General features: G+C 71.4%; 19 protein-coding genes. 9 read left to right on the top strand and 10 right to left on the bottom strand.

Features of this window, described 5'->3' with window-relative positions; genetic code table 11:
• Positions 1–38: 38 nt before the first annotated feature.
• From FB382_RS21345 to FB382_RS21335, 3 genes are read left to right on the top strand one after another with little or no spacing between them, the layout of a single operon-like run.
• Positions 39–806: a hypothetical protein gene (locus FB382_RS21345; RefSeq protein ID WP_182541963.1), complete on the top strand. Its 768-nt coding sequence runs from the start codon at positions 39–41 to the stop codon at positions 804–806.
• Between the two features lie 23 nt (positions 807–829).
• On the top strand, positions 830–1,477 hold the full coding sequence (locus FB382_RS21340) for a hypothetical protein (protein ID WP_182541962.1): 648 nt from the start codon (positions 830–832) through the stop codon (positions 1,475–1,477).
• Positions 1,474–3,036 (top strand): ATP-binding response regulator, encoded by a 1,563-nt coding sequence (locus FB382_RS21335; protein ID WP_182541961.1) that lies wholly within the window; start codon positions 1,474–1,476, stop codon positions 3,034–3,036. Before FB382_RS21340 ends, FB382_RS21335 begins: the two co-directional genes overlap by 4 nt.
• A 9-nt stretch (positions 3,037–3,045) precedes the next feature.
• Here FB382_RS21335 and FB382_RS21910 read toward each other — a convergent pair whose 3' ends face one another.
• The 6 genes from FB382_RS21910 to dnaK all read right to left on the bottom strand — a co-directional run bounded on the left by FB382_RS21910 (position 3,046) and on the right by dnaK (position 9,679).
• Positions 3,046–4,038, bottom strand: a complete 993-nt coding sequence (locus FB382_RS21910) for an Abi-alpha family protein (RefSeq protein WP_220481950.1) — start codon at positions 4,036–4,038, stop codon at positions 3,046–3,048.
• On the bottom strand, positions 4,038–5,360 hold the full coding sequence (locus FB382_RS21325; protein WP_182541960.1) for a DUF445 domain-containing protein: 1,323 nt from the start codon (positions 5,358–5,360) through the stop codon (positions 4,038–4,040). Before FB382_RS21325 ends, FB382_RS21910 begins: the two co-directional genes overlap by 1 nt.
• 106 nt (positions 5,361–5,466) lie before the next feature.
• The gene (locus FB382_RS21320; RefSeq protein ID WP_182541959.1) at positions 5,467–5,907 is read right to left on the bottom strand and encodes a heat shock protein transcriptional repressor HspR; all 441 of its coding nucleotides are present in this window, start codon (positions 5,905–5,907) and stop codon (positions 5,467–5,469) included.
• 2 nt (positions 5,908–5,909) lie between these two features.
• Positions 5,910–7,064, bottom strand: a complete 1,155-nt coding sequence (gene dnaJ, locus FB382_RS21315; protein WP_182542026.1) for a molecular chaperone DnaJ — start codon at positions 7,062–7,064, stop codon at positions 5,910–5,912.
• 81 nt (positions 7,065–7,145) lie between these two features.
• A complete protein-coding gene (gene grpE / locus FB382_RS21310; protein WP_343055717.1) occupies positions 7,146–7,784 on the bottom strand; it encodes a nucleotide exchange factor GrpE in 639 nt (212 codons plus the stop codon).
• Between the two features lie 38 nt (positions 7,785–7,822).
• Positions 7,823–9,679 carry a molecular chaperone DnaK gene (dnaK, locus tag FB382_RS21305; RefSeq protein ID WP_182541958.1) on the bottom strand — a complete coding sequence of 619 codons (1,857 nt, stop codon included), beginning with the start codon at positions 9,677–9,679 and terminating at the stop codon, positions 7,823–7,825.
• 257 nt (positions 9,680–9,936) lie between these two features.
• Between dnaK and FB382_RS21300 the strand changes: the two genes are divergently transcribed.
• Positions 9,937–10,782, top strand: a complete 846-nt coding sequence (locus FB382_RS21300; RefSeq protein ID WP_182541957.1) for an aldo/keto reductase — start codon at positions 9,937–9,939, stop codon at positions 10,780–10,782.
• A gap of 109 nt (positions 10,783–10,891) precedes the next feature.
• Here the strand turns inward: FB382_RS21300 and FB382_RS21295 are convergent, their stop codons facing one another.
• Together FB382_RS21295 and FB382_RS21290 are read right to left on the bottom strand one after the other, a co-directional pair.
• On the bottom strand, positions 10,892–11,476 hold the full coding sequence (locus FB382_RS21295) for a hypothetical protein (protein ID WP_182541956.1): 585 nt from the start codon (positions 11,474–11,476) through the stop codon (positions 10,892–10,894).
• A 70-nt stretch (positions 11,477–11,546) separates the two neighbouring features.
• On the bottom strand, positions 11,547–11,984 hold the full coding sequence (locus FB382_RS21290) for a nuclear transport factor 2 family protein (protein WP_182541955.1): 438 nt from the start codon (positions 11,982–11,984) through the stop codon (positions 11,547–11,549).
• A gap of 88 nt (positions 11,985–12,072) precedes the next feature.
• Between FB382_RS21290 and FB382_RS21285 the strand changes: the two genes are divergently transcribed.
• The 5 genes from FB382_RS21285 (at position 12,073) to FB382_RS21265 (ending at position 17,059) form a co-directional block, all read left to right on the top strand.
• Positions 12,073–12,951, top strand: coding sequence for a TIGR03619 family F420-dependent LLM class oxidoreductase (locus tag FB382_RS21285; RefSeq protein ID WP_182541954.1), 879 nt, complete (start codon positions 12,073–12,075; stop codon positions 12,949–12,951).
• Complete coding sequence (locus FB382_RS21280) at positions 12,948–14,090, top strand: hypothetical protein (protein ID WP_182541953.1); 1,143 nt, start codon at positions 12,948–12,950, stop codon at positions 14,088–14,090. Before FB382_RS21285 ends, FB382_RS21280 begins: the two co-directional genes overlap by 4 nt.
• Positions 14,087–14,908, top strand: coding sequence for an SDR family oxidoreductase (locus FB382_RS21275; RefSeq protein WP_343055716.1), 822 nt, complete (start codon positions 14,087–14,089; stop codon positions 14,906–14,908). Before FB382_RS21280 ends, FB382_RS21275 begins: the two co-directional genes overlap by 4 nt.
• Positions 14,905–16,044 carry a sulfotransferase family protein gene (locus FB382_RS21270; protein ID WP_182541952.1) on the top strand — a complete coding sequence of 380 codons (1,140 nt, stop codon included), beginning with the start codon at positions 14,905–14,907 and terminating at the stop codon, positions 16,042–16,044. The genes FB382_RS21275 and FB382_RS21270 overlap by 4 nt, the downstream gene beginning before the upstream one ends.
• A 133-nt stretch (positions 16,045–16,177) precedes the next feature.
• Positions 16,178–17,059, top strand: coding sequence for a hypothetical protein (locus tag FB382_RS21265; RefSeq protein ID WP_182541951.1), 882 nt, complete (start codon positions 16,178–16,180; stop codon positions 17,057–17,059).
• A gap of 4 nt (positions 17,060–17,063) precedes the next feature.
• Here the strand turns inward: FB382_RS21265 and FB382_RS21260 are convergent, their stop codons facing one another.
• On the bottom strand, positions 17,064–18,365 hold the full coding sequence (locus FB382_RS21260; protein WP_343055715.1) for an MFS transporter: 1,302 nt from the start codon (positions 18,363–18,365) through the stop codon (positions 17,064–17,066).
• A 49-nt stretch (positions 18,366–18,414) separates the two neighbouring features.
• A complete protein-coding gene (locus FB382_RS21255; RefSeq protein ID WP_343055714.1) occupies positions 18,415–19,797 on the bottom strand; it encodes a cytochrome P450 in 1,383 nt (460 codons plus the stop codon).
• Positions 19,798–19,837: the final 40 nt, after the last annotated feature.

Raw genomic sequence — 19,837 nt, 5'->3', positions numbered from 1 at the left:
CACCTCGGCTGGGGGCAGGGGTGGGTGGGAGACAACAGATGATCGCCTTGTCGGCCGCAGACAGCGCGGGCACACTCGCACACGGCATCCACTACGCGCTGGTCGCGGGGGGACTCGTGGGCCTCACCGTGCTGCTCGCGCCGCCCACGCTGGCCTCGCGCCGCCGTGCCGGTGCACCGCACGACGAGCACGAACGCCGGATCCGCCGGCTGCGCGACGAGCTGCTCGCCCACCGCTTCGCCGCGGCGCCGGTGACCTCGGTCGCGCCGGCTCCCGCCCCCGTCCCCGCCCCGGTCCCCGCGCCGCCACGCCTCCCGGCGTCGGCCGCCGGGGACGCGTCGTACGTCCTCCTGCCGCTGGGCGTGGTCAGCAGCGCCGCGTCCGCCGGCGTCCACGCCGCGGTGTGCCCCGGGCACTTCCGGGAGGGCACCCTGCTGGGGGTCTTCTTCGCCGTCGCCGCGCTCGCCCAGCTGGTCTGGGCCGGGCTGCTGCTGCGTGGCAGCAGCCGGCCGCTGCTGGCGGTCGGCCTCGCCGGCAACCTCGCCCTGCTCACGCTCTGGACCGCCACCCGCACGACCGGGCTGCCGTGGGGCCTGATCCCCGGTCCCGAGGAGGCCGGCCCCTGGGACCTCGCCGCCTGCGCCTGGGAGCTCGTCGTGGCCGGCGTCTGCTTCCAGCTGCTCCACGAAGACCGCGTGCGGTCCCGGGTCGGCGGCTGGTCGGGGTGGCACCCCGTCGCCCACGGCTTCTTCGCCCTGTCCGTGGTCGCGCTCGGGCTCCTGACGATCAGCGGTGCCGGCGCGTGACCGGCCCGGGGAAGGAGTAGCCGATGTCGTGGCAGATCGGCCTGGTGTGCAACGCGGTGATCATGGTCGCCTACCTGCTCATCTCCCTGGCGATCGTCGTCCCGCTGGCCCGCAGCCACCAGTTGCGCACGAACCCGCTCGGCGCCGCCACCGCCGCGATCTTCTTCACCTGCGCCGTCCACCACGGCTCGCACGCCGTGCACATGCTGCTGCCCTCCCTGGGGCTCTCCGACGACGAGGGCCTGGCCATGCGCGTCGCGTGGGGCTGGCCGCTGACGATCTGGGACGCCGTCGGCGCGGCCGTGGCCGTCTACTACTGGACGCTGCGCCGCAACTACTCCTCCCTGATGCAGGGCGCCCAGCTCTTCGAGGACCTCCGGGCCCGGGAGCAGCAGGCCCTCGAGCTCAACGACTCGGTCCTCCAGGGGCTCGTGGTGGCCAAGATGGCCCTCGACCTCGACCAGCCGGCCAAGGCCGACGCCGCCTTGACCAGCTCCATCGACTCGGCGAGCCGGATCATCACCAACCTGCTCGGCAGCGAGCACTTCGCGATCGAGCTGCTGCGCAGCTCGCCCGCCGCCGTCCACCGGATCATGGAGTCCGCCGACCCGCAGGCCGCGGTTGCCGCCGAGGTCCTCGCCGCCCACACCCACGAGAGGTCCACGGAATGAGTGCCGCTGCGAGAGTCCAGCCCCAGCGCGTCGTCATCGTCGACGACACCGCCGACCTGCGCGAGCTGCTGCGTCTGGCGCTGACCCGCGGCGGCTTCGACGTCGTGGCCGAGGCCGGCGACGGCCAGGAGGGGATCGACGTGGTGCGCGACCTGCGCCCCGACGTCGTCCTGCTGGACCTCGCGATGCCCGTCATGGACGGCCTCGAGGCGTTGCCCACGATGCGTCGACTGCTGCCCACCGCCAAGATCATCGTGCTGTCGGGCTTCGGCGCGACCCAGATGTCCGCCCGCGCGGTCGCGGCCGGAGCAGACGGATACGTCCAGAAGGGCGCGTCCCTGAACTCGATCCTCGACTACGTGCGAGACGTGACGTCAGGAGTCCCCCGGGCACCCCGGCCGCTCTCCGTCGTACCTCCCCCGCCGCCGGCTGACCAGGAGGACAGCGTGGAGCAGACCGACCCGACCAGCACGGCGACCACGGCCGTGGCCGAGCACGCACCGAGCCGACCCTCCCCGACCGGCGGCGGGTCGGGCGGTGGATCCGGCTCCGGCCACACGATCCCGCACGTCCGCTCCGACGATCGCGTGGAGTCCTCGCCGGCCTCGATCGCGTCCCGCGTCTCCTCGTGGGAGGCGCTCGGCATGGCGCCCTACGGCATCATCGAGCTGGCCGACGAGCCGCTGTTCCGCATCGTCTACGCCAACGCGATGGCCCAGCGACTGCTCGGCCACGCGTCCACCGCCGGCACCCCGCTCGGGCTCGCCTCCCCGGCGCTCGCCGCGCTCGTGTCCTACCACCGCCTCGACTCCGACGCGTCCTTCGAGGTCGAGCTGGTCGGCGGCAACGTCCGCGCGACCCTGCGCCGGACCGGCTGGTCGGTGCTGGTCTACCTCGACTCCACCGCCGACGACGTCGGCCTGCTGCGCCGCGCGATCGCCACCACCGCCCACGAGATCCGCGGCCCGGTCGCGGTCATCAACGGCATCGCCGAGACGCTCGGCTGGTCCGCGGCCGACATGGACGAGGAGCAGCGCAACCGGCTGATGGCCTCGGTCGCCCGGCAGGCCCGGATGCTCGACAGCATCACCGCCGACCTGCTCACCGCGGCCCAGATCCAGCGCGGGACGCTGCGCATCGACATGCAGCCGGTCGACCTGTCGGCCGTGATCGAGGGGGTCGTGACCGACCGCTACGACGTCAAGGTCGTCATCGAGGACGAGCGGGCGGTCCGGGCCGACCCGCTGCGGCTCGAGCAGATGCTCAGCAACCTGCTGGCCAACGCCCACAAGTACGGCCAGGCGCCGTACACCGTGCGCGTGCGGCCGGCCGGATCCCGGCTCAGCATCGACGTGGTCGACGAGGGCGAGGGCGTGCCGCCGGAGTTCCGGGAGCACCTCTTCCGCGAGTACGCCCGCGCCAACGACACCGTCGCCAAGGGGACCGGCCTGGGGCTCTACGTCGTCCGCACGCTCGCGGAGGCGCAGAGCGGCTCGGTCACCTACACGCCCGGAGACCCCCACGGCTCGACGTTCACGATCACGCTGAACGCCTGCTGAGCGGGGCGGTCAGGGCTCCTGTGGGGGCTCTCCCGACTCGGGGGCGGGCGGCGTAGCGTGCTCGGGGAAGGTCTCCGTGGCGACCTGCTCGTCGACCAGCACCTTGCGGCAGAAGTCCTCACCGAAGGGCGTGAGGTGGATGCTGCGTCGCACCACTTTGGCGAACTTCACCGAGTGCACGGCCGCCAGCACGTCAGGCTGCGCCTCGACCACCTGGTAGGGCATCGGGTCGCGCAGCGCCTCGCGGCTGAACCACACCAGGCCGAGCCGGAACAGGTTGTTGAGGTAGGACGGCACCTGGTCGAGGTAGCGGCATCCGGCCCGGGCGCCGATCATGCTCAGGCCGGGCGCGATCAGCTGGCTGGAGACCATCCCGATCGGGCCACCCGTGCGGACGTCGACGCTCGGCTGCGGGCCGCCCTCGAGCAGGAGCAGCAGGATCCGGGCCTCGTCCGGTGCGAGCTCGTCGAGGATCCGCTCGTGGGCGGGGTGCGCCTGGTCGGTGTTCCACACGTCGCGGGAGCGCTCGAGCAGCTCGGCCCCGCGCTCGCGCAGGGAGGGGCCGGTCGGGCGCGGCTCGGCGGCGTGCCCGCTCGCCGACGCGGTCGAGGGGACGACCTCGTCGGGCGGCTCGGCCAGCCACTCCCCCGCGGTCACCAGCGCCTTGCCGAGCGGCATCCCGGAGGAGACCGAGCGCGCCAGGCCGCCGATGACCGAGGCTGCCTCGGTGGCGTCACGCGCGATGGCGCTCGCCTCGGCGGGGTCGGTGACCGCCCGCGCCAGCCGGAGCCCGGCCTTCGCGGACGTCTTCACGCCCCACTCGGTGGTGTGCCACCAGGCCGAGGCGGCCACCCGCGCCAGGCCGGGCAGCGCCTCGACGGCCGGCGCGATCGAGTCGGGCAGGTGCGGCCCGCCCTGCGGCGTACGCCGGGGCTTGTCGTGCTCGATCTCGGGGGCCCGGTCATCAGGGGGGTCGTAGGGGTCGAGGGGTTCCACGGCCATCAGCTCACTCCGAAAATCGCGAGGTGGAGGAAGCCCCCCGCCAGGCCCATGACGGCGCCGTGGGCGTAGAGCATCCACTCGTCCTCCTTGATCGCCGCGCGCATCATCTCCACGAAGTCGCGCGGCGGCAGCTCCTTGGTGCGGCGGGCGATGAGCACCCTGATCTTCTCCGCCTGCCGCTGGGAGAAGGCCGGGTCCTTGAACGGCGTGAGGGTGCGCCCGACCGCCTCGCGGGCCACCGAGTCCCGGATCGTGTCGAAGCGCCGGGGGCCCATCGCGACCCGGACCGCCGCCCGCGCGGGGCCGGCGGCCTGGTCGATCGCGGGCCGCAGCGCGGTCGCCAGCATCTGACGGGTGCGGTCGCCGCGGGGACCGTCGAGCAGGAAGTCGCCGATCCGCTCGAGCGTGATGACGTCCTCGGCGATGATCCGCGCGTAGACCTCCGCCGCCTGGTCCTGGCGGCGCAGGAACAGGCCCTGGTGCCGGATCCCGAAGTAGGTCCGCGGCTCGGGCGGCTCGAAGATCAGCCACATGCCGAGAGCGTTGGTGACCCAGCCGACCACGACGCCGAGCAGCGGCAGCAGCCACCACAGGCCGAAGATGCTGTCCACGACCGCGACCGGGATGCCGAGCAGGAAGCCGAAGACGAACCCGAAGGCCACCATCAGGTTGAGCTCGCGCTGGCCGAAGTCGCGGAAGATCCGCACCACGAGGGCGGGGTTCTTCTGGAAGTGGTCGATCACCATGATCTTGGGGTCGAGCAGCTGGTCGATGTGGACGCCGATCTCGGTCGTGACCCGGCCGACCACCGACGGCAGCTGGGCCTGGACCCGGTCGACGACCGCCTCCCGCACCGGCCGCGGCAGGTCCCGCCACAGGCGCGGGTGCTCACGCACCATCACCTGGTCGACCAGCTCGGGGATCTCGGGCCGGAACACCGTGACGATGTGCTCGGCGATCCGGTCGGGCTCGAGCTGCTGGTAGAACTCCGCCGGCGTCCCGAGCTTGGCGATCGCCTTGTCGACGGCGATGCTGCCCATCTTGGCGGCGCGCGCCGGGATGATCCCCTGCCAGCCGATGCCGCCCTGCAGGACGCCCGGCACCTCCTGGATCTTGCGCGGCAGGACGCTTGCGAGCTCGCGCATCCCGGGGATCCGGACGCCGTGGAACCGCACCGGGCTGAACAGCATGACCAGCCCCGACCAGTTGATCAGCCAGCCGATCACACCGGTGAAGACGGGGATGGTCGCGAAGTGCACCCAGTTGATGTCGCGCAGCCAGTCCTGCAGCCACGCGATGATCGCGGCGTACGTCGTCCTCACCCCCTCGCTCGGGTCCGGTCCCGCCTCGTGACAGGTCGGTCGAGAGTAGCCGGGGCGCCTTACAAAGCGACAGGCTTTGTCAAGCGGACTCCGTCACAGTGGCTGCTCAGGGCGTACGCCGCCACACGACCATCGACTGGCCGGGCGAGGGCCGGCGCAGGACGGGGAGCTTGTTGGGCGGCAGCGGGGTGCCGTCACGGCGGGCGGCGAGCGCCTGGGCCAGGGCCGCCCTGGTTGCCTCCAGCTCGGCGACCAGCTCCTCGTTGCGGGCGGCCAGCGCGGCGGCCCGGTCGGTCAGGTCGAGGATGCGGCGGACGCCCTCGATGCCGATGCCGACCGAGGTGAGGTCGGCGATCTCGCGGAGCAGCTCGACGTCGCGGTGGGAGTAGCGACGGCCGCCACCCCCGGTGCGTCCGGGGGTGATCAGGCCGAGCCGCTCATAGGTCCGCAGCGTCTGCGGGTGCAGGCCGGTGAGCTCGGCCGCGACGCTGATGACGTAGACGGCAGCGTCGGGTCCGGGGTTGCCGAACGGCTCACGGGCGGCCACGGTCAGCTGCCCTCGAACATCCCGGCCCGCAGCGGCTTGCCGGCGGTCGCGGCCCGGTAGGCCTCGATCGCCTCCCGCGCCGCCTCGTCCAGGACCGCGGGCACGACGACCTCGACGGTGGCCAGCAGGTCACCGCGCGTGCCGTCGGGCTTCGGCGCACCCTTGCCGCGGACGCGGAAGGTGCGTCCGTTGGGCGTGCCGGCCGGGATCTTCAGCGTGACCGGGGCACCCGACAGCGTCGGGATCTTGATGTCGGCGCCGAGCGCCGCCTCGTCGAAGGACACCGGCACCTCGAGCGTGAGGTTGTCGGCCTTGCGCCCGAACAGCCGGTGCGGGGCGACCTTGACGGTGACGTAGAGGTCCCCTGCCGGGCCGCCGCTCTCGCCGGCGGCGCCCTTGCCGCGCAGCCGGATCCGCTGGCCGTCCTTGACCCCCGCGGGGATCCGGGCCTGGATCGAGCGCGCCGACATCCCGCGGCCGGAGCCGTGACAGGTCGGGCACGCCTCGTCGTAGACGAGCTGACGGCCACCGCAGGCGGGGCAGGTCTCGTTCATCGAGAACGCGCCGCCGACCGAGGCGACCACGAAGCCGGCCCCCTCGCACTCGGGGCAGATGTGCGGCTTCGTGCCGGGCTTGCCGCCGGTGCCGGCGCAGTCCGGGCAGGGCGCGTCGGAGGTGAGGCGCAGCGAGATCGTGACGCCCTCGAGTGCGTCGGTGAAGCTGATCGTGGCCGTCGTCTCGACGTCGGCACCCTTCTGCGGCCGCGGCTGGTGCGTACGTCGACCGCCGCCACCGAACAGGTCGCCGAACATGTCGCCGAAGCCGCCGCCACCGCCGGCGCGGTCGCGCAGCAGGTCGTTGAGGTCGAAGCCTCCGGCCCCGCCGCCGCCGAAGCCGCCGGGGAACCCACCCCGCGCACCGCTGCCGTAGAGCGAGCGCATCTCGTCGTACTTCTTGCGCTTCTCGGGGTCCCCGACGACGTCGTAGGCCTCCGCGACCTTCTTGAAGGTCTCGTGCTTGGCCGGGTCGTCGGGGTGGGAGTCGGGATGGTTGGCCCGCGCGAGCCGGCGGTAGGCCTTCTTGATGTCCTCGGCCGACGCATCCTTCGCGACGCCGAGCACGGCGTAGAAGTCCTTGTTGGCCCAGTCGGCACGCATGCCGTCGGTCGCGCTCACGCGGTCATCCCCCTCTCGGTTCCCCTCATGTCCAGCTCACACACTCCGGTGCCCATGCGCCCGTCAGGCGGTCGGGCCGCTCGGCGGGTCGACCACCAGGACCTGGGCCGCGCGGACCACGCGGTCGCCGATCCGGTAGCCGGCCTTGGCGATCACCTTGCAGGTGGTCACCTCCACGTCGGCATCCTCACCGATGTGGGACAACGCCTCGTGGATCGTCGGGTCGAAGGCATCGCCCGGCGCGCCGAACTTGGCCAGCCCCAGGCCGGCCACGATCCGCTCCAGCTGGTCGGCCACCGTCTTGAGGCCGTTCTCGAGCGGGGCGTGCTCACGCGCCCGGTCGATCGTGTCGAGCACCTCGGTGATCGGCGCGAGCGCGGCGTACGTGCTGTTCTCACGGATCAGCTCGCGGTCGCGGTCCACGCGTCGCTTGTAGTTGAGGTACTCGGCCTGCAGGCGCTGCAGGTCGGCGGTCCGCTCGGCGAGGGCCGTGCGGGCCGCGGACAGCTCGTCGTGCTCGGTCAGCCCGTCGGTGTCGGTCGTCGCGTCGATCGGAGAACCCTCCTCGACCATGTCGGAGTTGCGGGCCGAGTCACCGTTGCGCGGCGTCTCGACCTCGGTCTCGTTGGCCATCTCGGCGGCAGCGTCGCCGAAGGACCCCGGGTGGGGAGCCGACCGGGTCGGCTCCCCCTCCGTGGTCACGTCTCGCTGCTCGGTGGCCTCTCCGTCAGGAGGAGGGGTCACTTGGCGTCACCCTCGTCCGCGGGGCCCTCGTCGACGATCTCGGCGTCGACGACGTCGTCGTCGGCCTCGCCCGTCGCACCGGTGGCCCCACCGGCGGCGGCCTGGTCGGCCTCCGCGGCGGCGTACATCGCGGCACCCATCTTCTGGCTGGACTCGCCGAGCTTGGTCACGCCGGCGGTGATCTCCTCGGCGGAGGCCTCGGCGTTCTCGAGGATGGTCTTGAGCGCCTCGACGTCGGCCTTGACCTCGGTCTGGACGTCCTCCGGGATCTTCTCGGAGTTCTCCTCGAGGAACTTCTCGGTCGAGTAGACCAGCGAGTCGGCCTGGTTGCGGGCCTCGACGGCGCTGCGACGCTTGGCGTCCTCCTCGGCGTACTGCTCGGCCTCGCGCACCATGCGGTCGATCTCGTCCTTGCCCAGCGCCGAGCCGCCGGAGATCGTCATCGACTGCTCCTTGCCGGAGCCCTGGTCCTTGGCGGACACGTGGACGATGCCGTTGGCGTCGATGTCGAAGGTGACCTCGATCTTCGGGATGCCGCGGGGCGCCGGCGGGAGGCCGGTGAGCTCGAAGTTGCCGAGGGGCTGGTTCTGGGCCCACATCTGGCGCTCGCCCTGGGCGACCTTGATCTCCACCGACGGCTGGTTGTCGTCGGCGGTCGTGAAGATCTCCGAGCGCTTGGTCGGGATCGTGGTGTTGCGCTCGATCAGGGTGGTCATGACGCCGCCCTTGGTCTCGATGCCGAGGCTCAGCGGGGTGACGTCGAGGAGCAGGACGTCCTTGACCTCGCCCTTGAGCACGCCGGCCTGGAGCGCGGCGCCGACGGCCACGACCTCGTCGGGGTTGACGCCCTTGTTGGGCTCCTTGCCGCCGAGCAGCTCCTTGACGAGCTCGCTGACGGCGGGCATCCGGGTCGAGCCACCGACGAGCACGACGTGGTCGATCTTGTCGACGGCGACGCCACCGTCCTTGAGGACGTTCTGGAACGGCGCCTTGGTGCGGTCGAGCAGGTCGGCGGTGAGCTTCTGGAACTCGCTGCGGGTGAGCTTCTCCTCGAAGTGGAGCGGGCCCGACTCGCCGTGGGTGATGTAGGGCAGGTGGATCGTGGTCTCGGCGGACGAGGACAGCTCGATCTTCGCCTTCTCCGCGGCCTCCTGGAGGCGCTGCTTGGCGATCTTGTCGGCCCCGAGGTCGACACCGTTGTTGTCCTTGAACTTCTTGACCATCCACTCGACGACGCGAGCGTCCCAGTCGTCACCACCGAGGTGGTTGTCACCCGAGGTCGCCTTGACCTCGACGACACCCTCGCCGATCTCGAGCAGGGACACGTCGAACGTGCCGCCACCGAGGTCGAAGACCAGGATCGTCTGGTCGTCGCCCTTGTCGAGGCCGTAGGCCAGCGCGGCCGCGGTCGGCTCGTTGACGATGCGGGAGACGTTGAGGCCCGCGATCTCGCCGGCCTCCTTGGTGGCCTGGCGCTGCGCGTCGGAGAAGTACGCCGGGACCGTGATCACGGCGTCGGTGACGGTCTCGCCGAGGTAGGCCTCGGCGTCGCGCTTGAGCTTCTGGAGGACGAACGCGCTGATCTGCTGCGGCGTGAAGTCCTTGTCGTCGATCTTGGTCTTCCAGTCGGTGCCCATGTGGCGCTTGACCGAGCGGATGGTCCGGTCGACGTTGGTGACGGCCTGCCGCTTGGCGACCTCACCGACGAGCACCTCGCCGGACTTGGCGAACGCGACCACGGACGGGGTGGTGCGGGCGCCTTCTGCGTTTGCGATGACGGTGGGTTCGCCACCCTCGAGGACGGCGACGACGGAGTTCGTCGTGCCCAGGTCGATGCCGACCGCACGTGCCATGGTGAGTTACCTCCGGGGTAGAGCGTGATGTGTCAGTGGGGCCATCCTGCGCCTCGCCGGCGAGTCTGGCAAACAAGTTGAGTCGGATCAACTCAACTCTGTTCATGGGGTCCAACGCAGGGTTGCCCGCCGGTGTTCCCGCCGGCGAGGAGAATCTTCGGGTCGTGCTGCCCAGCGTGCGGCGGGGCGCACTGTGAGCATCACGACCCGGAGGGGGAATCCGGAATACTCGGCGGCGATGGGTTGTCATGCCCGGCATGACCGTTTCCACGATCACCCTCAACGACCAGACCACCATCCCCCAGCTCGGCTTCGGGGTCTTCCAGGTGCCGCCGGAGGAGACCGCGAAGACGGTGACGACCGCGCTCGAGGTGGGCTACCGCCACATCGACACCGCGCAGATGTACCAGAACGAGCAGGGCGTCGGGGAGGCCATCGCCGCCTCCGGCATCGCCCGCGACGAGCTCTACGTGACCACCAAGCTCAACAACGGCTTCCACCGCCCCGACGACGCCCGACGCTCCTTCGAGGAGTCACTGACCAAGCTGGGCCTGGACCGCGTGGACCTCTTCCTCATCCACTGGCCGCTGCCCACGCTGTACGACGGCGACTTCGTCTCGACCTGGCGCACCCTCGCCGAGTTCGTGGCCGACGGCCGCGCCACCTCGATCGGCGTCTCGAACTTCCAGCCGGCCCACCTGGACCGGATCATCGAGGAGACCGGCGTCGTGCCGGCGGTGAACCAGATCGAGGTGCACCCCTACTTCACCAACGAGGCCGCCCGGGCCGCCTCGATCCGCCACGGCGTCGAGGTCGAGGCCTGGTCCCCGATCGCGCAGGGCAAGGTCCTCGACGACGAGGTGATCGGCAAGATCGCGGCCGCGCACGGCAAGACGCCGTCGCAGGTCACGCTGCGCTGGCACCTCGAGCGCGGCGACATCGTCTTCCCCAAGTCGATGCGCGAGGAGCGGATGCGCGAGAACTTCGACGTCTTCGACTTCACCCTCAGCGTCGACGAGGTCGCCGCGATCAGCGCGCTCGACGAGGGCGAGGACGGCCGGATCGGCCCCAACCCGGACGTGTTCGACTACGTCCCCAGCTGAGGCGGCACTCCCCGGCACTCACAGCACAGCGAGAGGGCACTTCCCGGCAGTCACACTGCCGCGAAGTGCCCTCTCGGCGTCTGGGGAGTGCCCCCGAGTGCCGTGTCGGTCAGCCGACGGTCACCCGGATCTCGTTGGACTCCAGGCCGGTGTCGGTGTCGACGACGCGGAACCGGTTGACCCCGCCCTGGCTGGTCTGGACGTAGGTCGAGAACGTCTCGTCGCTGACCGAGACGGTCACCGGGAAGTCCTGCCACGAGCCGGTCGTGAAGCGCTGCACCTGCAGGATCGCGCCCTCGCCGCCGGGGTAGACGCCGGTCAGGTCGATCTGCTCCATCGGGGCGACGGCCGTCTGGCCGGCCGAGAGCGAGATCTGCTTCTTCGGGGCCTTGGTCTTCGAGGGCTGCTCGGTGGGCTGGGCCGACGCGGTCTCCGACGGCGCCTGCGAGGCGTCCGAGCCGAGCGTGATGAGCGGGCCGGACGCGCGCTGGGTCTTCTCCGGCTTGGGGAGGTACATCGACTGGCCGCCCGTCGAGGCCGACGTCGCGGAGCTGTCGCCCAGCCCGAGGACGTGGGTGCCGACCAGCACGGTCAGGCCCAGGAACAGGCCGACGGCCAGGCCGACGCCGACGAGGGCCAGCAGGCCGGAGACGACCGGGTGCTCGGAGCGGGTCGGGGAGTCGTGGTCGGACACGCCCCCCATTGTGTGCGACGGGTGGGGGACGGCCAAACGGGGTGCCGCGTGACGCTCGCGACGCCTCCCCTCACAGGCCCCGCTTCCACACCAGCTCCTCCACGAGCCGCTCGCTGCGCCAGCCGTCGGCGGTGCGGACCATCCGGTGGTGGTAGATCCCACCGAACTCGACCAGCACCTCCGCCCCGTCGCCTGCCGGCATCATCATCGGGTTGTGGAAGTACGCCGCCACGTCGGCCGCGTCGCCACCCGCACCACCTCCGTCGTACCGGACCTCGACCTGCCCCAGCGTGTGCATCCGCCGCGGGAAGATCGGCAGGTGCTCGGCCAGCCACGGCTTGACCGTGGCGTAGCCGCCCTCGATCCCGCCGGACTGCGTGTAGTCGATCTGCGCGTCCGGGGTGAAGACCGCGTCGAGGCGGTCCCAGTCACCCGTGTCGATCGCCCGCGTGTACCGGACCAGCACGTCGGCGATCTCGAGCCGGTCGGAGAGCTGCTGGACGTCCATGACACCACCCTTCCAGAAAACTGGAACACGTTCTATCCTTCGAGACGGTCGCTGCGCGACCTCCTCAGGAACCGAAGGAGCGAGAGCGATGCGATTCACCTACGCCGAGGCGATGACCCGGGCGTCCTTCTACGGACCGCTCGCCCAGGCCGCCGAGGCCGCGGGCTACACGAGCATGACGGTGGCCGACAGCCTGATCTACCCGGAGGAGTCGGACTCGACCTACCCCTACACCGACACCGGCGACCGGGAGTTCCTCGAGGACAAGGAGTTCATCGAGACGATGGTGCTCTGCGCGCACCTGTTCGCGCTGACCAGCACCCTGCGGCTCACGCCCTTCGTCCTCAAGCTGCCCGTGCGCCCGCCGGTGCTGGTCGCCAAGCAGGCGTCCTCGCTGGCGCACCTGTCCGGCAACCGCCTCGGGCTCGGCGTCGGCCTGTCCCCCTGGCCCGAGGACTTCGAGGCCCTCGGCGTGCCGTGGGAGCGCCGCGGCAAGCGGATGGACGAGTGCATGGATGTCCTGCGCGGGCTGACGAGCGGCGAGTTCTTCGGCTACCGGGGCGACTTCTACGACTTCCCGCCGCTCAAGCAGTGCCCGGCGCCGACCGAGCGGATCCCGTTGCTGGTGGGCGGCCACGCCGACGCGGCCCTGCGCCGCGCCGTCGTGAAGGGCGACGGCTGGATGCACGCCGGCGGTGACGGCGAGGAGCTCGACCGGCTGCTAGCCCGCCTGGCCGAGATCCGCAAGGCGGAGGGCGACGAGCGCGACGACTTCGAGGTGCACGTCATCTCCTACGACGCCTACGACCCCGACGGGATCAAGCGGCTCGAGGACAAGGGCGTCACCGACTGCATCGTCGGCTTCCGGGTGCCCTACATCAAGGGCCCCGACACCGAGCCGCTGGAGAAGAAGATCGAGCACCTCGAGCGCTACGCCGAGAACGTCATCGCCAAGGTCGGCACGTGACCACGGAGGCCTTCCAGAAGGCGGTCGCCGAGGCCGAGGAGCTGATCCGCAACCCGCCGTTCGAGATCTCCGAGCAGGACCTCGCGGAGGGCCTCGACTACCTCGCGGGCTCGATCCGGTCGTCGCTGCAGATGGCCTTCGACTACGACCTCGAGCACCCCGTGCTGATCAACCCGACGCACCAGTACGCCCGGCAGGGCCTGGACAACCCCGACGCGATCTACTTCAACGCCCACCTCACCGACGGGGCGTCGTACGTCGTCTCCGGCCGGCGCGGCACCACCGCCGACCTGTCCTTCCAGGTCATGGACGGGACCTACTCCGACGCGGGGGCGCCGAACACCGTCGTCGCGTTCGACGACCGCGAGCTCGACGTGGCCGCGGACGGCACGTTCGAGTGGCGCTTCGGGCCCGAGCTCGGGCTGTCGCGGGGCAGCACGCTGATCGTCCGCGAGGTCTACGACGACTGGAACGCCGAGGAGCGCGGCACCCTGCGGATCCAGCGGCTCGACACGGCCGGGCAGGCACGCGGGCCGCTGACCCCCGAGCGGGTGGAGAAGCGCTTCGGCGTCGCGGCCAAGATGCTCACCGGCCGGATCCGGACGTGGTTCGCCTTCCCGGAGTGGTTCACCTACAAGGAGCCGGTCAACACCCTGACCGCGCCCGCCTCGACCCCCGGCGGCCTGGCCTCCCAGCTCTCCTCGATCGGCCACTACGCGCTGGCCGACGACGAGGCGATGATCGTGACGGTCCCGGTGGCCGCCTGTGCGTACCAGGCCATCCAGATCGGCTCGGCCTGGTACATCTCGACCGACTACGAGCACCACCAGACCTCGCTCACCCGTGCCCAGTCGCGCGTCGACCCCGACGGGATGCTCCGGTACGTCGTCACCGAGCGCGACCCGGGCCTGGCCAACTGGCTGGAGACCACCGGGCACCCGCGCGGCGTGATGATGCTGCGCTGGCAGCGGCTCCCCGCACCGCTGCCGGAGACCGACGGACCCACCGTCGAGGTCGTGCCGTTCGCCGACCTGCCGTCCCGCCTGCCGTTCCACGCGGAGGCCTTGATCACTCCGTCCGACTATGCCGCCCGCATCGCCGACCGCCAGGTCGGCATCGCCCGAAGGATGATCTCGTGAATCTCGACACGGGCGCTGCGCGCCCTGCTCGATCACCGAAGCTGCTCGAGGACAAGGTCGTCGTGCTGTCCGGTGTCGGCCCGGGGCTGGGCCGCGCGCTCGGCGAGGAGGCCGCGAGGATGGGGGCCGACCTGGTCCTGGTCAGCCGCACCGAGCGCCGCCTGCAGAAGATGGCCGAGGTGGTGCGCTCGCACGGCCGCCGCGCCCTCGTCGTCCCGACCGACATCACCGACGAGGACCAGCGGGCCGCGCTGGTGCGGGCCGCGCTGGACGAGTTCGGCCGCGTCGACTGCCTGATCAACAACGCCTTCGGGATCCCGCCGATGGACCCGCTCACGACGCTCGACCTCGACGGCCTGCGCGCGGCCAACGAGACCAACGTCTTCGCCCCGCTGCGGCTCTCGGCGCTCTTCGCCGACGCCCTGGCGGAGTCGCAGGGGTCGGTCATCATGCTGAACTCCTGTGTCATGTACTCCTCGCAGCCGGAGTACGCCGGCTACAAGCTCAGCAAGGGGGCGCTGGCGCACCTGTCCTCGTCGCTGGCGACCGAGCTCGGCCCGCGTGGCATCCGGGTCAACAGCGTCGCGCCGTCCTACATCTACGAGGACGTCAACAAGGCCTACTTCGACTGGCTGGCCTCCGAGCAGGGCGTCACCCACGAGGAGATCTACCGGCAGAAGGCCCAGCCCACGGACCTGAAGCGGCTGGCCACGCCCGACGAGGTCGCGCGGGCGACGCTCTTCCTCGCCAGCGACCTCGCGAGCGCGGTGACGGGGCAGGTGCTGACCGTCGACTGCGGGGAGTTCCACTCCCGATGAGCCGGGTCCGGGACGACGTCGGCTCGTACGACGACATCGCGGCCGCGGCCGTGCGCACCACGGGGCTCGAGGACTTCGGCGGCACCGCGCACGAGGAGGGTCTGCGGATCCTCGTCGAGGACCTCAACTCCCCGGAGGCGGGGCTGACGGGCGTGGGCAACTACTTCCAGCGCGGCCAGGTCAAGAGCGCGCTGGTCGGGCGGCTGCTCACCCAGCTCCGGTTCGGCGAGCACCCCGAGCACGCCGACGTGCCGGTCGAGCGACCGATCTTCGTGGTCGGCCTGCCCCGCACCGGCACGACCGCGCTGCACCGGCTCCTCAACGCCGACCCGGCCCACCAGGGCCTGGAGCTGTGGCTCACCGAGTTCCCCCAGCCCCGGCCGCCGCGCGAGAGCTGGGAGCAGGACCCGGTCTTCACCGCCATGCAGGCGGCGTTCAGCGAGCACCACGTCGAGAACCCCGAGTTCATGGGGATCCACTACATGGACGCCACGTCCGTGGAGGAGTGCTGGCGGCTGCTGCGCCAGACCGGCAAGTCGATCAGCTACGAGTCGCTGGCCCACGTGCCGCGCTACTCCGCGTGGCTGGCGGAGCAGGACTGGACCGACGCCTACGCCCGCCACCGGGCCAACCTCCAGCTGATCGGGCTCAACGACCCGGAGAAGCGCTGGGTCCTGAAGAACCCCTCCCACCTGGCCGCCCTCGACGCCCTCATGGCGGTCTACCCCGACGCGCTGGTCGTGCACACCCACCGCGACCCGGTCACCTCGATCGCCTCGGCGTGCTCGCTGTCGGCCGAGGCCACCGCGGGGCACTCGACCACCTTCGTCGGCGAGACGATCGGCCGGACCCAGCTCGCCATGCTCGCCCGCTCGTGGCGCTCCTTCGAGGAGGCCCGCACCCACCACGACCCGGCGCAGTTCGTCGACGTGGACTACGGGGCGTTCGTCCAGGACCCGGTCGGCACCACACGCGGGATCTACGACGCCTTCGGGCTGGACTGGACAAGGGCCGCGGCCGCAGCGGTCGAGCAGATCGACGCAGAGTCGCGGCGCGGCGGGCGCCGGCCCGCGCACCGCTACGACCTGGCCGACTACGGCCTCACCGAGGGCGACGTACGCGCTGCCTTCGGGTGACCCGGACCCCGGCACCCAACCGCCGTTCGGGCGGGCCCGGCTGAGTCATTTCGCGGCATTCGGCCACGGTCGCGACTGCGCCGGGCATTCACTCCCTTGGGGCTCGCTCGGAACCCCGAAACGGAGGAAACCCATGCACCTGCTCTCACGCTTCGTGGCGGTGGCGACACTCGCCTCCACCGCCCTGGCCGGCGCCACGCTGGCCCCCACGGGCGCCGCGGCCACGCCGGCCGGCGCTCCTGCCATCCAGCGCCCCGCCGGCGCCACCCAGGCACCGCCCGTCCGGGTCACGATCACGGTCGCCGAGGACGGGTCCATCCGCCGCAGCCTGACCGGCTTCCGCCCGGGCGCGACCATCTTCGACATCAGGTCGGCCGGAAGCGGCAGCGTCGAGCTGCTGCGCCTGCACGACGGCTACTCCCTCAAGGAGCTGCAGGGCGACTTCGGCGGCATCTTCAACGGCAACCTCAAGAAGATCCGGCGGATCGACCGCAACGTGGAGTTCTACGGCGGGACCTTCGTCGAGAAGGGCGAGGCCCCGTCGTTCGCGACACGCCTCGACGCCGGCCAGTACTACCTGGTCAACCTCGACCGGGGCACCTGGCGGACGCTGCGGGTCACCGGGAAGGTCCAGCAGCGCTGGATGCCGGTGTCGCACGGGCCGATCAACATGGTCGGCGAGCACGACTTCAGCGAGCCGAGGCGGATGCACCACTCGGGCTGGATGCGCTCGACCAACAAGACCGACGAGCCGCACTTCGTGGAGCTCGCGCAGGTCAAGGAATCCACGACGGCCGCGAAGGTGCGCCGCTACTTCGCCAGTGGCGCCAACGGCGACCCGTCGTGGGCCCTGCCCGGACATGGCGGGACGCTCGTGATCGGCGCCGGCCACACGGTGGCCTGGAGCTACGACGTGCCGCGCGGCAAGTACCTCACGATGTGCTTCTGGCCGAGCGACGAGAACGGCATGCCGCACGCCGCGATGGGGATGTGGAAACTGGCGCACCTGCGCTGAACCCTCACCCCAGCTCGACCTGCTCACCGGCGAGCGCGCGGGCCGCCCTCTCGGCGACCGCGTGCTCGTCGGTCCTCGCGTCGTAGGTCCAGAAGTCGCGCAGCGCGAGGGCCGTGAGCCCGACGCCGGCGATGCAGGCGAAGCCACCGCTGGCGATCGAGCCGCGGACGCTCCACAGGTCGGCCACCGCGCCGGCCCGGACCTGCCCGCCCAGCGGGCCGATCGAGTAGGACAGCATCTCGATGCCCGCGAGTCGGCCCCGCATCGTCTCGGGGATCGTCTGGTTCCACACCGTGCCGCGGAACGTCGCCGAGACCATGTCGGCCGCGCCGGACAACGCCAGGAACAGCATCACCAGCCAGATGCTCGGCATCAGGCCCGCCAGCCCGACACACGCGCCGTACGCCGCGGCGGCGATCACGATCGCCCGGCCGTGGAGGTGCACCCGCGTGGTCCAGCCGCTGAGGGCGGTCGCCACGAGGGCACCGACGGTCTCGGCGGAGTAGAGCAGGCCGAGGAGCTCGGGACGCGCGAAGACCTCCTTGGCCAGGGCCGGGAAGAGCACCACCGGCAGGGCGAGCAGCATGGCCGCGATGTCGACGAGGTAGGTGCCGAGCAGGTCGCGGCGGCCGAGGGCGTAGCGCAGTCCGTCGCGGATGCCGGCCAGGCTGGGCGGCGTGGTCTCGGCGCGGTGCGGGTAGGGCCGCATCAGGACGAACATCAGGGTCGCGACGCCGAGCCCCGCGATGTCGACGGTGTAGCACCAGCCGATGCCGACGTAGGCCACCAGCAGGCCGCCGATCGCCGGCCCGACCAGCACGCCGATCTGCATGCCGAGGCTGGTCAGGTTGTTGGCGGCGGTGATCTGGTCGTGGCGGACCGTGCGTGGCATGAGCGCCTCGCGGGAGGGCCGCTGCATGGCCGAGCTCGAGGCCAGCAGGCCGGCCACCACGAAGATCAGCGGCACGTGGGGGTCGTCGCCGAACGCGTTGACGGCCAGCACGACGGTGAACCCGGCCTGGGCGACCCCCGTCCAGATCAGCAGCCTGCGGCGGTCGACGTGGTCGGCCAGCGCACCGCCGTACAGGCCGAAGACGACGAGCGGCACCAGCTCGACCAGGCCGATCGCACCGACCGCGAAGTTGGAGCCGGTGAGCGTGTAGATCTGGTAGGGGATCGCGACGTAGGTGACCATGCCGCCGAGGTAGAAGACGGTGCCGGCCAGGAAGAGGAGCCGGAAGTCGCGCGACTCCCGCAGGGGGGTCACGTCCATCCGCATCGCCCGGAAGCGGTCACGCCAGGTCACGACCAGCAAGCGTGGCACCCGGGGCCACCGGGTGCACGCGATTTCCGGGTCAGGCGCGAGCGGTCACCCGGATCCGCGCCCCGTTCCTCGGGACGCTGGTGATGTTGCGGACCTTCGGCTCGTCCTCCCCGACCGCGGTCACGTCCCAGGCGCGCAGCACCTCGCGGAGCACGGCGACGCCCTCCATCAGCGAGAAGCCTGCGCCGATGCAGCGACGTACGCCGCCACCGAACGGGATCCAGGTGTTGGTGGGCGGGTTGTGGCCCAGGAAGCGCTCGGGGTCGAAGCGGTCCGGGTCGGGGTGGTTCTCCGGCCGGCTGTGGGCGACCAGGATCGACGGCCCGATCGTGGTGCCGGCCGGCAGGTCGATGCCGCCGACGGTCGCGGGCTTCATCAGGGTCCGCACGACCATCGGGATGACCGGGTGCAGCCGCATCGACTCCTTCATCACCGCGTCGAGCCAGGCGTCGTCGCCCTCGAGCGCGGCCGTCCGGGCGCGGGCGAGCTGCTCCGGGGAGCGGCCGATCTCGTGGAGGGCCCAGGCCAGCGCGGTGGCGGTGGTCTCGTGGCCCGCGAGCAGCAGGGTCACGAGCTGGTCGCGGAGCTCGGTGTCGGTGAGCGCGTCGCCGCCGTCCTCGATCAGGATCAGCCGCGAGAGGACGTCGGTGCGCTCGGCCAGGTCGGGAGCCGCCCGGCGCTCGCGGATCTCGCGGTAGATCAGCTGGTCGAGCTCGTGCTGGTTCTGCACGGTCTTCTTCCACGGACCGAACTTCTGCAGGGCGGGGTAGCCCCAGCCGAGCAGGATCGCGGGGCTGATGTCGACGGTCTTGTTGACCCGGGGGCGCAGCTCGGCGAGCCGGGTCTCGTCGGTGACCCCGAAGACGACCCGGAGGATCACCTCGAGGGTGACGGCGTTCATCCGGTCCAGCGCCCGGAGCTCGGCGCCCCGCGTCCAGTGGGCGGCCTCCGCCGCGGCGACCTCGGTCACGAGGGCCTCGTAGCCGCGCAGGGCGTGGCCGTTGAAGGCCGGCATCAGCAGCTTGCGCGCCCGCTTGTGCTCACCGGAGTCCTGGAGGAGCAGCGAGTGCTCCCCCATGATCGGGCCCAGGATCGCGTTGCCCTTGCCGGCGTGGAAGACCTCCGGGTCGCCCGCGAAGATCTCCTTGGCGTGCTCGGGCCGCGTGAACAGGACCAGCGGCCGGCCGCCGGGGATGATCCGCACGGTGAAGACGTCGCCGTACCTGCGGTGGAGGTAGGGCACGAAGCGGTGCCGGAAGCGCAGCAGCCCCGCGCTCTGCAGGAAGACCGGCCAGCGCGGGCCCGGCGGCAGCCCGCTCGTGTCGATCGGCGGCGGCGCGTCACCCCCGAACGGGCGCATCCGGGTGAAGCGCTGCTCGGTGAGGTCATGGACATCGCGCTCGACCGTGGTCACCGTCACATACTACGAGTACGTCAAGTGGTGGCGGAACGTC

Origin of the sequence: Nocardioides ginsengisegetis (assembly GCF_014138045.1) — a bacterium.
In the GTDB taxonomy this organism is placed as follows: domain Bacteria; phylum Actinomycetota; class Actinomycetes; order Propionibacteriales; family Nocardioidaceae; genus Nocardioides; species Nocardioides ginsengisegetis.
Note: the sequence above shows the minus strand (reverse complement) of the source record. Positions and strands in the feature narration are given on the sequence as shown.

Excerpts from the sequence above, each read along its gene's own strand:
- FB382_RS21345 (WP_182541963.1), top strand. The coding sequence starts at position 39 with ATGATCGCCTTGTCGGCCGCAGACAGCGCGGGCACACTCGCACACGGC.
- FB382_RS21910 (WP_220481950.1), bottom strand. The coding sequence starts at position 4,038 with ATGGCCGTGGAACCCCTCGACCCCTACGACCCCCCTGATGACCGGGCC.
- FB382_RS21290 (WP_182541955.1), bottom strand. The coding sequence starts at position 11,984 with ATGGACGTCCAGCAGCTCTCCGACCGGCTCGAGATCGCCGACGTGCTG.
- FB382_RS21335 (WP_182541961.1), top strand. The coding sequence starts at position 1,474 with ATGAGTGCCGCTGCGAGAGTCCAGCCCCAGCGCGTCGTCATCGTCGAC.
- FB382_RS21285 (WP_182541954.1), top strand. The coding sequence starts at position 12,073 with ATGCGATTCACCTACGCCGAGGCGATGACCCGGGCGTCCTTCTACGGA.
- dnaK (WP_182541958.1), bottom strand. The coding sequence starts at position 9,679 with ATGGCACGTGCGGTCGGCATCGACCTGGGCACGACGAACTCCGTCGTC.
- FB382_RS21265 (WP_182541951.1), top strand. The coding sequence starts at position 16,178 with ATGCACCTGCTCTCACGCTTCGTGGCGGTGGCGACACTCGCCTCCACC.
- FB382_RS21340 (WP_182541962.1), top strand. The coding sequence starts at position 830 with ATGTCGTGGCAGATCGGCCTGGTGTGCAACGCGGTGATCATGGTCGCC.
- FB382_RS21270 (WP_182541952.1), top strand. The coding sequence starts at position 14,905 with ATGAGCCGGGTCCGGGACGACGTCGGCTCGTACGACGACATCGCGGCC.
- FB382_RS21300 (WP_182541957.1), top strand. The coding sequence starts at position 9,937 with ATGACCGTTTCCACGATCACCCTCAACGACCAGACCACCATCCCCCAG.
- dnaJ (WP_182542026.1), bottom strand. The coding sequence starts at position 7,064 with ATGCGTGCCGACTGGGCCAACAAGGACTTCTACGCCGTGCTCGGCGTC.